The sequence below is a fragment of the Hoylesella oralis ATCC 33269 genome (genome assembly GCF_000185145.2).
GTDB lineage: Bacteria > Bacteroidota > Bacteroidia > Bacteroidales > Bacteroidaceae > Prevotella > Prevotella phocaeensis.
The window spans coordinates 658962-673506 of record NZ_GL833119.1 but is presented as its reverse complement, the minus strand read 5'-3'; the positions used below and the strand labels follow the sequence as shown (position 1 = coordinate 673506).

11 protein-coding genes, 1 tRNA gene and 3 pseudogenes are annotated in these 14545 nt (G+C 43.9%); 8 read left to right on the top strand and 7 right to left on the bottom strand.

The genetic code is table 11. From position 1 onward, the window contains the following. Window positions 1-16 precede the first annotated feature (16 nt). The 4 genes from speA to HMPREF0663_RS05440 all read left to right on the top strand — a co-directional run bounded on the left by speA (window position 17) and on the right by HMPREF0663_RS05440 (window position 3784). The gene (gene speA / locus HMPREF0663_RS05455; RefSeq protein WP_004369287.1) at window positions 17-1909 is read left to right on the top strand and encodes a biosynthetic arginine decarboxylase; all 1893 of its coding nucleotides are present in this window, start codon (window positions 17-19) and stop codon (window positions 1907-1909) included. 36 nt (window positions 1910-1945) lie between these two features. Next, window positions 1946-2716: an acetylglutamate kinase gene (argB, locus tag HMPREF0663_RS05450; RefSeq protein ID WP_004369286.1), complete on the top strand. Its 771-nt coding sequence runs from the start codon at window positions 1946-1948 to the stop codon at window positions 2714-2716. A 77-nt stretch (window positions 2717-2793) separates the two neighbouring features. Then, window positions 2794-3306, top strand: a complete 513-nt coding sequence (locus HMPREF0663_RS05445; RefSeq protein ID WP_004369285.1) for a GFO_1088 family ECF-type sigma factor — start codon at window positions 2794-2796, stop codon at window positions 3304-3306. Beyond that, window positions 3296-3784, top strand: a complete 489-nt coding sequence (locus HMPREF0663_RS05440; protein WP_004369284.1) for a PG0215 family putative anti-sigma factor — start codon at window positions 3296-3298, stop codon at window positions 3782-3784. The genes HMPREF0663_RS05445 and HMPREF0663_RS05440 overlap by 11 nt, the downstream gene beginning before the upstream one ends. A 162-nt stretch (window positions 3785-3946) precedes the next feature. On the opposite strand, the gene HMPREF0663_RS05435 is transcribed toward HMPREF0663_RS05440, so the two are convergent. Continuing rightward, complete coding sequence (locus HMPREF0663_RS05435; protein WP_036875635.1) at window positions 3947-4150, bottom strand: helix-turn-helix domain-containing protein; 204 nt, start codon at window positions 4148-4150, stop codon at window positions 3947-3949. Window positions 4151-4241: 91 nt separating this feature from the next. Here HMPREF0663_RS05435 and HMPREF0663_RS05430 point away from each other — a divergent pair, with 91 nt between their 5' ends. After that, complete coding sequence (locus tag HMPREF0663_RS05430; RefSeq protein ID WP_036875634.1) at window positions 4242-4505, top strand: hypothetical protein; 264 nt, start codon at window positions 4242-4244, stop codon at window positions 4503-4505. Window positions 4506-4590: 85 nt separating this feature from the next. Here HMPREF0663_RS05430 and HMPREF0663_RS05425 read toward each other — a convergent pair whose 3' ends face one another. Genes HMPREF0663_RS05425 through HMPREF0663_RS05410 form a run of 4 tightly spaced genes read right to left on the bottom strand, consistent with a single transcriptional unit; the run spans window position 4591 to window position 9713 of the window. Next, window positions 4591-5424 (bottom strand): CPBP family intramembrane glutamic endopeptidase, encoded by an 834-nt coding sequence (locus HMPREF0663_RS05425; protein ID WP_004369281.1) that lies wholly within the window; start codon window positions 5422-5424, stop codon window positions 4591-4593. Beyond that, entirely contained in the window at window positions 5417-6370 is a 954-nt protein-coding gene (locus HMPREF0663_RS05420) for a bifunctional riboflavin kinase/FAD synthetase (protein WP_004369280.1), read from the bottom strand. Before HMPREF0663_RS05420 ends, HMPREF0663_RS05425 begins: the two co-directional genes overlap by 8 nt. Window positions 6371-6378: 8 nt before the next feature. Beyond that, window positions 6379-7002 (bottom strand): HAD family hydrolase, encoded by a 624-nt coding sequence (locus HMPREF0663_RS05415; RefSeq protein WP_004369279.1) that lies wholly within the window; start codon window positions 7000-7002, stop codon window positions 6379-6381. An 8-nt stretch (window positions 7003-7010) separates the two neighbouring features. Then, window positions 7011-9713 carry a cation-translocating P-type ATPase gene (locus tag HMPREF0663_RS05410; protein WP_004369278.1) on the bottom strand — a complete coding sequence of 901 codons (2703 nt, stop codon included), beginning with the start codon at window positions 9711-9713 and terminating at the stop codon, window positions 7011-7013. A gap of 219 nt (window positions 9714-9932) precedes the next feature. Between HMPREF0663_RS05410 and HMPREF0663_RS05405 the strand changes: the two genes are divergently transcribed. The 3 genes and pseudogenes from HMPREF0663_RS05405 to HMPREF0663_RS05390 form a co-directional block, all read left to right on the top strand. Next, complete coding sequence (locus tag HMPREF0663_RS05405; RefSeq protein WP_004369277.1) at window positions 9933-10157, top strand: hypothetical protein; 225 nt, start codon at window positions 9933-9935, stop codon at window positions 10155-10157. Window positions 10158-10829: 672 nt separating this feature from the next. Further along, window positions 10830-10903: transfer RNA gene (locus HMPREF0663_RS05395), tRNA-Ile, on the top strand. A 310-nt stretch (window positions 10904-11213) separates the two neighbouring features. Next, window positions 11214-12260 (top strand): annotated as a pseudogene (locus tag HMPREF0663_RS05390) (site-specific integrase); the annotation flags it as partial. Between the two features lie 69 nt (window positions 12261-12329). On the opposite strand, the pseudogene HMPREF0663_RS11685 reads toward HMPREF0663_RS05390, so the two are convergent. After that, a pseudogene (locus tag HMPREF0663_RS11685) lies at window positions 12330-12945 on the bottom strand (phage integrase SAM-like domain-containing protein); the annotation flags it as partial. 25 nt (window positions 12946-12970) lie between these two features. Continuing rightward, a pseudogene (locus HMPREF0663_RS11680) lies at window positions 12971-13884 on the bottom strand (IS982 family transposase). Window positions 13885-14545 lie beyond the last annotated feature (661 nt).

Below are 14545 nucleotides of genomic sequence, written 5' to 3'. Positions count from 1 at the left end.
TTCTTTTATCACCATTATGAAAAAATGGACTATCGAAGATTCAAAGGAACTCTACAATATAAACGGTTGGGGAACCTCGTATTTCGGCATCAACGATAAAGGCGATGTCTACGTTTCTCCCTGTAAAAACGATGTACAAATAGATTTACGCGAGGTTATGGACGAGCTTTCGCTGCGCGATGTTACTCCTCCGGTGTTGCTTCGTTTTCCTGATATCCTCGATAATCGTATCGAGAAAACATCAAGCTGTTTCCAAAGAGCTAAAGAAGAATATGGTTTTAAAGGCGAAAACTTTATCATCTATCCCATTAAGGTAAACCAAATGCAGCCTGTGGTAGAGGAGATTATCTCTCACGGACGCAAGTTCAATCTCGGTCTTGAAGCCGGTTCGAAGCCCGAATTGCACGCTGTAATTGCCGTACAGTGCCAAAGCGATTCGCTTATTATCTGCAACGGATACAAGGATCAGAGCTATATAGAATTGGCGCTGTTGGCACAGAAGATGGGTAAACGGATTTTTATCGTGGTTGAAAAGCTCAACGAACTGGATATCATTGCCAAAGCGTCGAAGAAACTTAATGTAAAACCCAATCTCGGCATACGCATTAAACTGGCATCGAGCGGTTCGGGAAAGTGGGAAGACAGCGGAGGCGATGCTTCTAAATTCGGCCTGACGAGTTCTGAATTGCTCGAGGCATTGCACATACTTGATGAGAAGGGACTGCACGACTCGCTGAAATTGATCCATTTCCACATAGGAAGTCAGATTACGAAGATACGCCGTATTCAGACCGCACTGCGCGAAGCAGCCCAATTCTATACCAATTTGCATAAGATGGGATACGATGTCGACTTCGTTGATTGTGGCGGAGGACTGGGCGTAGACTATGACGGAACACGCTCGTCGCATAGCGAAAGTTCTGTCAACTACTCCATTCAAGAGTATGTGAACGACTGTATATACACCTTTGTAGATGCTGCCGATAAGAACGGAATAAGCCATCCTAACATCATTACCGAAAGTGGAAGGTCGTTGGCTGCCCATCATAGCGTGCTTGTAATCGACGTATTGGAGACCGCTTCGTTACCGGAAATGCCGGAAGAGTTCGAAGCAAAGGAGACAGACCATCAATTGGTGAAAGATTTGTATGAGATATGGGACAACTTGAACCCGCGCTCAATGATGGAAGACTGGCATGATGCAGAGCAAATACGTGAAGAAGCGCTTGATCTTTTTAGCCACGGACTGGTGGATTTGAAGACAAGAGCAGAGATAGAGAGTATGTATTGGAGCGTTTGTCATGAGATCAACAGCCTCGCGAAGTCAATGAAACATGTGCCGGACGAACTGAAGAACCTCGACAAACTGCTTGCCGACAAGTATTTCTGTAACTTTTCGCTCTTCCAATCTCTGCCTGACAGTTGGGCAATAGACCAGCTTTTCCCCATCGTACCGGTACAGCGACTCGATGAACGTCCTACACGTAACGCCACTTTACAGGATATTACGTGCGACAGCGACGGCAAGATAAGTAACTTCGTAACCAATCGAAATGTGTCACATGTACTGCCTTTGCATACTTTACGGCGTAATGAACCTTACTATTTGGGTGTGTTTTTGGTAGGAGCATATCAGGAAATCCTCGGTGATATGCACAATCTCTTCGGAGATACTAATGCTGTTCATATCTCGGTGAAAGACGGTAAGTATCATGTAGACCAGATATTCGACGGCGAAACTGTAGAAGAAGTGCTCGATTACGTACAGTATAATCCTAAAAAATTAGTGCGCCAACTCGAGATCTGGGTAACCAAGAGTGTGAAACAAGGTAAGATATCACTCGAAGAAGGTAAGGAATTTCTTTCTAATTACCGTTCCGGACTTTACGGATACACGTATCTGGAGTGAAAAATTTTGTTCTCCTATTTTCTCCATAGTGACAGTATGAAACAAAAAATTGCAATTGTTAAGGTCGGCGGTGCAGTTGTAGAAGATGAACAGCAATTGGCACCGTTGCTGAAAGATTTTGCTGCCATCGTTGGAAAAAAGGTTCTTGTTCATGGCGGAGGACGCAGTGCAACGAAGATAGCCGCAATGCTGGGTATCGAAAGTCGTATGGTGAACGGGCGACGTATTACCGATAAAGCGATGCTCGATGTGGCGACTATGGTTTACGGAGGGCTGGTCAACAAGAAGATTGTCGCCGGTTTACAAGCGCAAGGTGTCAATGCATTGGGGCTGTCGGGTGCCGATATGAATGTAATTCTGTCACACAAGCGTCCTTTAAAGGACGGAATAGATTTCGGATACGTAGGGGATATAGACTTTGTAAACGGCAATTCGCTGCGAAAGATTATCGAAGAAGGCATTGTTCCTGTACTTTTACCGCTCACACACGATGGAAACGGCAACATTCTAAATACCAATGCAGACACCATTGCAGCAGAAACAGCTAAGGCATTGGCACCTTTTTTCGATGTTAGACTTATTTACTGTTTTGAGAAAAAGGGCGTTTTGGCAAGTAATAACGATGATGATGTCATTCCAGTTATCACGCACGACGACTTCATTCATTATGTAAATAGCGGCAGAATAGCCGGCGGAATGATACCGAAACTTGAAAATGCATTTGCTGCCATTGCTGCCGGTGTGACTGAAGTTATTATTACGCATTCAACGAGTATAGATGGTATGCACGGCACAACAATACGTTAATAAGGTTTAAATTTAGGAATATCATATTATAATCTGTAACTTTCATATCGTACAATCGTCATTTACTTAGAGAGAAGATGAAAAATATCAGTTTCCGTAACGATGTGTTGCCGCTGAAGAATATCCTTTATCGGCTCGCTCTACGCATAACTCTCAACAGCGCAGAGGCGGAAGACATCGTACAAGATACACTGATAAAGGTTTGGAACAAGCGAGATGGGTGGAACGAAATAGAGTCTATAGAAGCTTTCAGCCTGACGATATGCCGCAATCTTGCATTGGATCGTATCAAAAGAATGGGTAGTCAAAATGATTCTTTGGACGAAACAAACCTTGAAAAAGTCGATTTTTCATCGGATCCTTACGAGGATACCATCCATAAAGATAGGATGGAATTGGTACGAAAGCTCGTAAACGGGCTTCCGGAGAAGCAAAGAAGTTGCATGCAACTGCGAGATTTCGAAGGAAAGTCCTATAAGGAAATCGCCGAGATACTGGATATTTCGGAAGAACAGGTAAAAGTAAACATCTTCAGAGCACGGCAATCGGTCAAAGAAAAGTTTCAAAAACTCGACAATTATGGACTATAAATACATCAAACAACTATTGGAACGCTATTGGAAGTGCGAAACCTCTCTCGAAGAAGAGGAAATTCTTCGTACATTCTTTAGCCAAAAGGATATTCCTTCAGATATGTTGGAATATCGCGATTTGTTCGTCTTTGCTCAGCAAGAGCATAAGAACGATGATTGCTTGGGTGATGATTTCGATGAAAAGATATTGGCAGTGATCGAAGAACCGGCACCAGTAAAAGCCCGTACAATTACCATGGCACAACGCTTGATGCCACTTTTCAAGGCTGCAGCCGTTGTGGCCATCATCCTTACATTAGGCAATGCCATGCAGGTTCCGTTCAATTCAGCGCCAACAGCGTCGGGGAATGTCTCCGAATACGGCAAGACACAACACGGCGCATCAGTAGCTATGGGCGACTCGGCAGTGATAGATACCCTGCATCACAGCAGTATCGAGGCATCGGAGGCTACATCGACAGCCATTTTAAAGTAGATATATTTCTATGCTTTCTCTATAAATCATGTTTAGTAAAACAACAATGAAACTGTGAAGTTTCACATTCTCTCAAATTTTTCATAACATACTAACGTAAGAAAAAGGCTGTTCATCGTTATGATGGATAGCCTTTCTTTTTTTGATGACATAATCGTTTATTTATGTAATACGATTTCTGAATTGTTGCGGACTGACGCCTGTACGAAATTTAAAATAACGGCAAAAGAAAGAATCATCATTGAAATGATACTGCCAAGCAATTTCCTTAATACTGTCTTTTCCGGTACGCAGCAGCAATTTCAGTTGCATAATCACGTAATGATCGATAACAGTCTTAGGGGTATGTCCGGTTTTTAACTTCACAATTTGTCCAAGATACCTCGTAGAAATATGTATTCCACAATCTCTGCCACTACCCTTTTATTACCTTGGCAGCGGTCTGTTCGGCTACGGAATGCGCTACCATATGGCCGATAATATGATGCTCCATCTGTCGTACACACCTATGCAGAGCATGATGGTCAGCGTAAAACAGATGTTCGGCTACGTATGTTTAGGCGGTTGTGTGTTCTTTCTGTTGCTGCTGCTTTGCGATGTTACAGCCGGTGCGCAGCACACTCAAGAAGATACCTTACTGGAATTATGTGGGGCGCATGTTGCGCAGAGATGTTTTGAGTCGTGCCAAGTAGGCGCTTCATACAATGAAACATGCCGGTAAGTTATTGCTTATAACTTACCGGCATGTTTTGTTTAAAACGGATACCTTTATGATCTGAGACCGGCAGGCAGGGCACCTATAACCGTTACGGACGCTTCAGACGCTGGGAAAGTTGCAGGAGCGAGGGCAGCAGAATGCACAGACTGCACACCAACCCCATAACCATCATGCGCTCACTGCCATGGAATAAGTCTATCAGTTTGCCGTCGTTCAGCTGTGGCATAAAGTGGAAAAGCAAATAGGCTACCGTATTGTTCACCCAATGCAACACCACTCCCGGTACGATACTGCCCGTGCGGTAGTACATCCATCCGAGAATAAGGCCGATGAATACGGCATGCGGTAGCTGTGCCTTGTTGCCATGAAAGAGTCCGAAGACAAGGGCAGAGATAATAATCGGTATCCAATGTTGCCGCGGACTGAACATGTCGAGCAGTTTGCGCAGCACCGCACCGCGGAAAACCATCTCTTCTGCAATGGGTACGAGTATGCCTATTGCGGCATAGCCCCACGGTTCTTTGAGGATAGCCGAGAACATTTGTTCCATATTTTCGGGCATCTGCAAGTCCATCTGCTCCTGTATCCACTCGGAAGGCAATATGGTTCCGATCGACAGAAGTACTACCCAGATGAGCGTTACCCACGGTTTCGACTTGATATATACTCGCGAGAAGGGTGACCATTTGCGCCACATAAACAGAACAATCGTAGCTATACTGCTCAATACAGAAACCATAATGAGTTCTTTACTGCCCATTCCGAGATCGCGGGATTGTAGTTTTTGTAAAATCAGAGATACGTCGAAGCCTTTTAAAAACATAGAGACAGAGGCTGTGAGAAACGTGGTTACCAGTTGTATAAGGAAGAAAACAACAAGGAAGATAACACAGTCGATAATACCGGAAGTTCTTTTATTCATCTTTATCTTGATCTTTTTCAAATTGTTCTACAACCATCTTTCGGTCGTATTGTAACTGTTTCATAAGGTCTTGCGGACTGTCGAACTTCTGTTCTTCGCGTATACGGTGCATGAACGACACCGAAAGAGTCTTGCCATACAGGTCGTCGCTGAAGTTCAGGATATGCGTTTCCAAGGTGATGTCGGTACCGTTGAACGTGGGACGCATGCCGATATTCATCATTGCAGGTAGCGTTGCGATGGATTGTTCCAAGCGAGCTTTTACGGCATACACGCCGTTCGCCGGTATCAGCTGGCCGTAATGCGAAGTATCGAGGTTGGCTGTGGGGAAACCGATTTTACGCCCTTCCTGCACTCCGGGAACCACCTTCCCGCTGATAGTGTAGGGATATCCCAAGCAAAGCGCAGCCATTTCTACCTCTCCTTGGTGCAAAAACGTGCGGATAACCGACGAACTGACGTTGACACCATGCAACATGAACGCCGGATGACGTATAACTTCTATGCCGAGTTCGTTACCATATCTCGCGTAATCCTCGAAACCTTCCGAGCGATTGTGCCCGAAACGATTGTCGTAACCGATGATAAGTTTCCGCACATCGAGCCGGTCTCGCAGTATTTTCTCCATAAAATCGCGTGCCGACAAAGCTGCCATATCTTTGTCGAAGTTCAGCACTATCGTCTCGTCTACCTTCGTTTTGGCCAGCTGAATGAGTTTCCCGTCGAGCGTGGTCAGCAGTTCCGGCACGTATTCGCTATGCAAAATCTGACGCGGATGGCACGAGAAAGTGATAACGGCAGATGCCATTTGTGCAGTTGCTGCTTCTGCCTTTACGCGTTCTATCAAATATTGATGACCGCGATGCACACCATCGAAAAAGCCTATCGTAGCCACTCGGGGTGTCTGCAGCGGCTGGTTGTCGAGATTGAACCTAATTGTTTTCATATTTGTTCTTACTTCAAAATGGCGAGCCAATCATGGCCTGATGTTTCAAGAAGCGTACTAATGCCCTGCTGTTCGGCTGCTACACAGTTCTCTTTCGTATCGTCTACAAAGAGCGTTTCCTCGGCCTTGATACCCGATAAGTGCAATACTTCGGCGAAGATTTCGGCAGACGGTTTAACCAAGTGCATCTCATAAGAGAGAAATGTGTGTTCGAAATAGTCGTCGGTGCCGTATCCTCGGTATGGAAAAAAATCGTTCTTGCACTTCTCCCAATGCATGATATTGGTGTTGCTCAGTAGGAACAGCCGGTGATTTCTGCGCAGTTCGAGCAATCGTTGTTTCTTCTCGTCGGCGATACCTGTGAGCAGTTCGTTCCACGCCCAGATTACTTCATCATCGGAGGCTGTACATTTGGCGAGCCTGCGTGCTTCGTTGCAGAACTCCGCCTGCGTCATATAACCCAATTCGGTGCCGAGAAAAAGGTCTTCAGTGCGATGCTCTTCAACATAAAAAGCTATGTCGTGCGCACCAATTTTCTTAAAGGCATCGATACACCTTTGGCTGTCTAACCCCGTCAGAACGCCGCCCAGATCGAAGATAATGTTCTCGATATGCTTATTATTGTATTCCATTGTCGGTTTTATTGTTTTGCTTTATTATCTCTTATTCTTTTGAAAAGTCGCCACAGTTCGCCCGCCCACAGCACCAAAGAAGTGGCCGCAATGATCTGCAACCATTCGGACAGCGACAACGGAGACGTGCGGAACATCTTTCCGCCGAATGTAACGATGAGCCATTGTCCGCCCAATATAATTGCCAGAACGAGCAATAAACCGCGGTCGGCATACAACCGATGAAAAGCGGAATGATGAGACTCCAGCGTTTTGGCGTTGAACAAGTTCCAGAATTGCAGCATGACGAACGTAGTAAAGAATATGGTGAGTTCGTGTATCTGCATGCCTGCGGCTTGCCGTTCGCCGCAGATGAGCAGGGCGAGAAGCAGCAAGAAGAACAGCAGACCTGTGGTAATAATGGCTGTGGCAATAGATTTATTGATGATAAAATCGGACTGTTTGCGCGGTTTATCGTACATTACCTCGCGCGAGGGAGGCAATGAAGCCAAAGCCATTGCGGCAAATGTGTCCATAATAAGGTTCACCCAAAGTATTTGGGGCACGGTGAGAGGCATCTCGGTACCTATGAGCGAGCCGCCCAGAACGAGCAACAACGCCGACAGGTTGATGACCAGTTGGAAATAAAGGAAACGCTGAATGTTCTTATACAGCGATCGGCCCCACATAACAGCCTTGGCTATCGAGCTGAAAGAGTCGTCGGTCAAGGTCATATCGGAGGCTTCTTTTGCCACGCTTGTACCCGATCCGAGCGACAGACCTACGTGTGCGTAGTGCAAGGCGGGGGCATCGTTGGTGCCATCACCCGTAACTGCCACCACTTCGCCGTGTTTCTGCAGCATCTCTACGAGCCGTTGTTTGTCGGTAGGGCGTGCACGCGCCATCACTTTAATGGCCTTTGCCCGCTCATAGGCCTCGTCGTCGGAGAGCGCAGCCCATTCCGGTCCCGTGATTAGAGCATGGCTATAAGCCTGATAGACAGCGCATGTATCGGCGGAAGATGTATGGTCTGCCGAACTTGTTTGCGCTGCCTGTTCCCGCTCGTCGATACTTCCTATCTGCTTGGCTATCTCTAATGCTGTGGCTAAGGTATCGCCTGTAACGATCTTTATCTCTATTCCGGCTTCCTTACATTGCCTTACCGCCGCCGGTACATCCTCGCGAATGGGATCGTTGATGGCCGTAATGGCCTGTAAGGTAAAACGGGGTAGCGGTGATGTACGATCGATGAAAAGCGAGCGTAGCGACATATCGGCAGCTTGTCCGTTACGTCTGACGTAGACAAATGCCAGTGTTCGCATGGCTTTCTGCTGATAAGAGCGCAGTTTTTGCTGTATCATACGTTGCCTGTCTGCAGGAATTTCGCAAAACGAGAGTACGATTTCGGGAGCCCCTTTAACGAAAATATAATCTTTTGTTGCCGTAGCCATGAACTTGAGTTCGGTGGAGAAAGGCAATTGTTCTGTTATCTCGGCGGCACTACGCAGCGCTTTATAGTCTTTACCCTCGTGTTGTAACCATAACAGGAGGGCAGCTTCTGTGGGGTTTCCGATACTCTCGTCGCCGTTGAGCTCGGCGGTAGTGTTGAGTGCAAGCGCATTGTACAGCAAGTCGGTGTTCTCCTCGCCCGTTACGAACATTTCGCTTACTTGCATTCTGTTTTGCGTCAGTGTGCCTGTTTTGTCCGTACAAATCACCGTAACGGCCCCCATAGTTTCGCAAGCATGTAGCTTTCGCACGAGATTATTGCTCTTCAACATGCGACGCATGTTAAGTGCAAGCGAGAGAGTGACGGCCATCGGCAGGCCTTCGGGCACCACCATGACGATCAATGTTACCGACATCATGAAGTAATTGAGCACCGTTTCCGCCATTTTCAGATAGTTGTCGCTCTGCCAAACGGCGCTGTTGGTAAGTATATCGTGCCCGAGAAAGACGATAAAAGCCACGACCGCCACCGTTGTTCCTACCTTCGATATGACCTTGGCCAAGCGGTCGAGCTGCATATTGAGAGGAGTTTTTACGTCTGTCTGTTCGGTAGATTTGCGTGCTACCTTGCCTATTTCGGTCTTATCCCCTACGGCTGTTACGCGGAAAATACCTCTTCCGTTCATTACCATCGACGATCTGAGCAGCATGTCAGCGGGGTATGTGGTACCGTTATCGTGCTGTTGAGAATGCTTGTCGACCGCAACGGCCTTATTGCAAATGGGTTCTCCTGTGAGTGAAGACTCATTGATCTGCAGGTCGGTAGCACTGATAAGCGTGCCGTCGGCCGGTATTTCATCGCCAACCTCTATGAGTACAATGTCTCCAACGACCACCTGTCGGCGCGGGATTTCAATGATGTTGCCGTCACGCCGTACCTTTACCGGCTGTTCTTCGCCCAAAATATTGAGTACTTCGAACTTTTTGGCGGCGTCTCTTTCGAAATAAAATCCTACTGTTGTGGCAAAGAAAATGGCGAGGAAGATACCGATAGTTTCGACGAACTCATTCTCTATGAATGCTAAAACCAACGAAACAAGGGCTGCAACAAGCAGTATTCGAATGATAGGATCACGGTATTTTTCTAAATAAAGTTTCCAAATGGAAACCCTCTTGGGCGGTGTAAGAACGTTTTCCCCATGCTGCAGCCTGCTTTCTGCTACCTGTTTGGCGGTCAGTCCTTTTGTTTCGTCAATGCTTGAGGTACGGTTCTCATCCATCATTCTCGTAAAATTTTGATGCAAAGTTATCGAAAATCAATGTAAAAATTGCAGAAATATGGAAGATTAACGTAATTCACAATGATTATTCGGACATACAAATGCTGAAATTATATAGCTTTGTACAAAGAATGTGACATAGAAATTTGAAGCCTGCCTCATGATATTGGACAATAAACCCGGCACTTCATTTAGAGATGTAAAATAAGTTCAACAAGTAATATGGCAAAAGAATATACTACTCCTACAAGCTATGTTACCGCTAAAGGAAAGACGGTTAATGTTACAGCTCCTTATTATGTTATAGACGACATGCCACTTAGTGCTTCTCAAATAGGAAGTGTTAATGCGAGCAAGCTATCGACATCAACCTATGGTACGCAGAAAGGAAACGGAGTAAGTTTCTATGGAACGCTTACAAAGCAGAGTAATGGTAATAACGGTTGAACAGCAGAAAGCTCCTATGTGTTTACTTCTGACGGCAACTTAACTCGTCTTCATACACCTCATCCCATCTATGGCTTCCGTTGCTGGATTGTTGATAACTCTTCTACTTCATCTGGTAGTGCTAAAAGTTTTATGGAACTTATTTATATCAATGATGGAGGAGTGACGTCTATTAACCATATAGCTGATATGAAAAACCATTGTGATACAGATAAGGTTTACAATCTTTCAGGCCAATGTATAGGTACTTATGACCAGATAGAGCGGTTACCTCGTGGTTTAACAGGTTAAGCAGCAATTACTTGTTATGTCGTGGGAAGTAAAAGGTGAGGGAGACAAGGTAGAACTCCTGTTGTTGATGAAAATCCTGACAATCCAATCGATGATAAAAGTTTTGCTAAACCTTATCATTTCTCTTCTTGGGATGAATGGAATGAGGAATAAAAAGGCAGAATACCAAATAGCGATGATTAGGCTTTTACTTCTTGGAAGTTTTTAATTTATATATACGTGGAACTATAGATAGCTATTGGTTCCACGTATTTTCATTATAATTACTACTTTTTGAGTTTGAACAACACGGCAAACATAATAACTTTTTATAAAAATATTTGGTTATTTCCATGAAAGACGTTACCTTTGCACCCACTAACATGTATTGTCAGTAAAAACGGACTTGTAGCTCAGTTGGTTAGAGCAACAGACTCATAATCTGGAGGTCCCTGGTTCAAGCCCAGGCTGGTCCACAAATAGGTTTCAAGAGGACGTCAGACAACACGTCATTTTAGCCTTCAAAACAAGTATAATCGCTGTAAAATCAAGGTTTTACAGCGATTTTTTGTTTTCTGTCCACATTCGCTTGGCGGCCAAACCATACCTTTTGATAGTCATCATTCGGTCATTTTCTGCTCCAGAAACTGCTACACAAAAGCAGGATCTCAAAAAAATGTAGCAGTGAATGGAAAATGACTACCAAATTGACGGCATGCAAATCTTTTGTTTTCAACAACTTATGTCGAACTTTGTAGCCGAAAAGCTACACTAAAATGCTGCGTTATGAAAACGACTTTTAAGGTATCCTACTACCTACGTTCCAACTATGAGAACAAAGAAGGAAAATCGCCGGTAATGCTCCGAATGTACCTCGGTGGCGAAATGGAAAATCTGGGTTCCACAAAAATTTTCGTGGATAAATCCAAGTGGAGTAATAAAGCCAGCAGAATGATTGGCAGAACGGCAGAAGCACTCTCCGTCAATGCTTCAATAGATGCACTGACAACTACGCTGATGCAGATTTACAGGAAATACGAGACCTCTGAGGAACTTTCTTTAGATCTTATCAGGTCAGTATTCCTTGGGCCAGATAAGGAGTTTACAACTTTCCTCCCAGTCTTTGACAAGTATATTGATTCCATCACGCAACAGGTTGGAAAGACACTGCCAAAGGGAACTTTTTATAAGTATAAGGTGGTAAGGCAGAACTTTCAGGACTTCCTGCAGGCAAAATATCATCGTAAGGACATTGGATTGACAGAACTGACAAGTGCCGTTATTCAGGACTTTGAACTATACCTGACATCCGTTGTCGGTGGTGTGCATAACACAACCATCAAGAAATTGAGAAATCTCAAGACGGTCATAAACTATGCAAGGAACAGAGGTCTTATCATGCATGATCCGTTTGCGAACCACAAGCTACACTATGAATTGGTGGACCGTGGATATCTCACAAAAGAAGAGGTTCTCCGTATTATGAAGAAGCACTTCGAGATAGAAAGACTGGAGCTGGTACAAAACATATTCATCTTTTCCTGCTTCACATGATTGGCATACATTGATGTTTACAATCTTACCTACGATAAGATTGTGACCGTTGAAGACAGAAAATGGTCCATCACCAAGAGATACAAGACAAGTATTGACGAAAATGTCATGCTGTTGGACATTCCACTTGCCATTATAAGGAAATACTACGATATTGGCAGAAAAGGCGGAAAGGTTTTTCCGATGATGAGCAACCAACGCATCAACTCATATTTGAAAGAAATTGCCGACCTTTGTGGCATAAAAAAGAATCTTACCTTTCACATGGCAAAACACAGCCTAATTCATAAATTGCTATATTTCAACTAATTAAAATATCAAAAAAGAGCCGAAACTGTGCAGGGCTTAGTTGTAGGGGAGGTTCTCCTTCCGTCCGATGATAACACCGAGTTCGTGTATCTCGAAGCACATTGCATCCTTGCTCGGCAGTGGAAAGACCGGCTGCGTGTCAATCGGTCGTAATGTACAAGTAAAGTATCTGCTCCGCTATCGGATGCAGGGGAATGAATGACTCCACTTTCATTTTCTTTCTGTTGATGCGAATATATCCTCTATTGTCGACAGTCCGCCCGATATGGTGCGGATACAGCAACCGAATATCGACATAGGCAAGTCCCATGAAGACAGAGAAGATAAAGGCCCTGCGAGCCAGTTCTTTCAAAGGGTCATTATCAGAGAGTTTCAGCCCCACTATTTGTTTCAGTTCAGTCCTGCTGATATGCATCCGCTTGGAGGACGGTTTCTTCTCATACTCCAATTCTTCCAGAGGATTGGTACGGATGATTTCATGGTCCACGGCAAGGTACATCAGCCTGTTCAGCCAACAGAGACAGAGGTTCGTCTGCGATGCTCCGAAGTTCTTATATCGCTTCAAGTAAACCTTATATTCCTTTCCGAATTCTTCGGTGATGTCCGGAAAGGCAATGTCTTCCTTGCCTTTCGAGTCTAAGTACTCACGGATATATCTCTACCCCAGTTCGGGATAAGCCTTAGAATAAGCTAAGTTGTTTATCTTTTTCAATAATATATCCCAGCAATGCCATAGGCTTATTATCAAAGAAGCAATATGCCCCCATTGCAACAATTATATTCATGATGAAGTTATTGATAGAACGATATCTTGAGTGTACAATTTGTGCCACGTTCTTGAGCATATCATTAATGGTCTTTATGATATACCTCTTTCTTAGCATCATTCTGTCATAGAACGGCATGAGCTAGTTTTTCATATTGCTTCTCAGCCCTGTCACCAGATGTATTCCGTCCTGAAAGAGTGAGTCAAAAAGTTTCTACGAGATATATCCTTTGTTGGCGAAAAGTTTTCCGTAAAGTCTTTTCGACAGAGATTCCCATACCTTGGGATTCTTGTCGTCTACGTTTGCCGTTGTTAGTACAAATGCGATGATTTCCCCTCGATCATTGCAGGCAATATGAAGCTTAAAGCCATGGTACCAGCCCATCGTTCCCTTTCCATCCTTAGTTACTCCTTTGAAAACCTTGTTGGCATACCTTCTCATATTATAACAAATGGGTATCATTGTAGAATCAACGAAGGTGATGCCCGTACATCTTCCAAAGGCTCTGAATTAAGAAAGAACATAAGCTGAAGGAAAACTCTGGATTGCAGTTCTACAAAACGATTGTAGGACACGGCATTAGAAAAGTAGTCCAGAAGTATTCCCTTGATAAAGAAGAGATAATAATGCTTGAAGTTGTGGAAAAAAACAAAGTGGAAACAAAGAAAAAGCGTGATGATTTCACTGTCCGAAAGAGAGGCGGAACGTTGGCGTTTGGGCCTGTTAGACGAACATAAAAGCAGTTTATTGCCATTCTCCTCATCAAAATACTTGCAAAAATCGTCGATAATACAAAACATTTGCGTAACTTTATCAATAGTAATCATAATCTGAATATTATTGTAACCTATTGATTTTCACCTATAAAGGTACAAAATATTTTTATGATTACCAACTTTTTAAGTAACTAATTATAGGGATTCTTATCCCGAACTGGAGTAATAAAATAGGAAAATGACTAATATAGATTTCGAAAACGTACCTTATGGATAGGCACCGAGTTTTAGATAGGACCGTAAAAACACTCAACTAACTGCACATTATAAATATGTCGGCAGTATTATTTTCGAACGTTATGAAATGGTACCGCTCTTTAAATAGCTATATATTAAGGTGAATACACAAACGTTGTATTATCGAAATATGGTATAGATACGAATTATATAAAGGGCATGTACCAATACTGTACAGGATGGCAGAAAAAGAAACTAATTATGACTAACACACACATTTATCAACCAATCAATAATCAACACCTGAGTCTGGGATAACATTTTGTATCTATAATCAACCTTTCAATACCCACAGACTATTCTCCCCGCGTTATACGATAGTTATCGAATATCCTCCCTTGCATTTATATGGCTAGCTTTAGAAAAGAGTCTGTTCACCGCCTTTTTGTTCTATACAGAAATCCACATTGATGGAGAGCTTCTTTTCAAAGAAACTGTATGTGGCAATAGCGAAAAGTATATTTATACAGAAATT

Excerpts from the sequence above, each read along its gene's own strand:
- speA (WP_004369287.1), top strand. The coding sequence starts at position 17 with ATGAAAAAATGGACTATCGAAGATTCAAAGGAACTCTACAATATAAAC.
- argB (WP_004369286.1), top strand. The coding sequence starts at position 1,946 with ATGAAACAAAAAATTGCAATTGTTAAGGTCGGCGGTGCAGTTGTAGAA.
- HMPREF0663_RS05445 (WP_004369285.1), top strand. The coding sequence starts at position 2,794 with ATGAAAAATATCAGTTTCCGTAACGATGTGTTGCCGCTGAAGAATATC.
- HMPREF0663_RS05440 (WP_004369284.1), top strand. The coding sequence starts at position 3,296 with ATGGACTATAAATACATCAAACAACTATTGGAACGCTATTGGAAGTGC.
- HMPREF0663_RS05430 (WP_036875634.1), top strand. The coding sequence starts at position 4,242 with ATGCGCTACCATATGGCCGATAATATGATGCTCCATCTGTCGTACACA.
- HMPREF0663_RS05425 (WP_004369281.1), bottom strand. The coding sequence starts at position 5,424 with ATGAATAAAAGAACTTCCGGTATTATCGACTGTGTTATCTTCCTTGTT.
- HMPREF0663_RS05420 (WP_004369280.1), bottom strand. The coding sequence starts at position 6,370 with ATGAAAACAATTAGGTTCAATCTCGACAACCAGCCGCTGCAGACACCC.
- HMPREF0663_RS05415 (WP_004369279.1), bottom strand. The coding sequence starts at position 7,002 with ATGGAATACAATAATAAGCATATCGAGAACATTATCTTCGATCTGGGC.
- HMPREF0663_RS05410 (WP_004369278.1), bottom strand. The coding sequence starts at position 9,713 with ATGATGGATGAGAACCGTACCTCAAGCATTGACGAAACAAAAGGACTG.
- HMPREF0663_RS05405 (WP_004369277.1), top strand. The coding sequence starts at position 9,933 with ATGGCAAAAGAATATACTACTCCTACAAGCTATGTTACCGCTAAAGGA.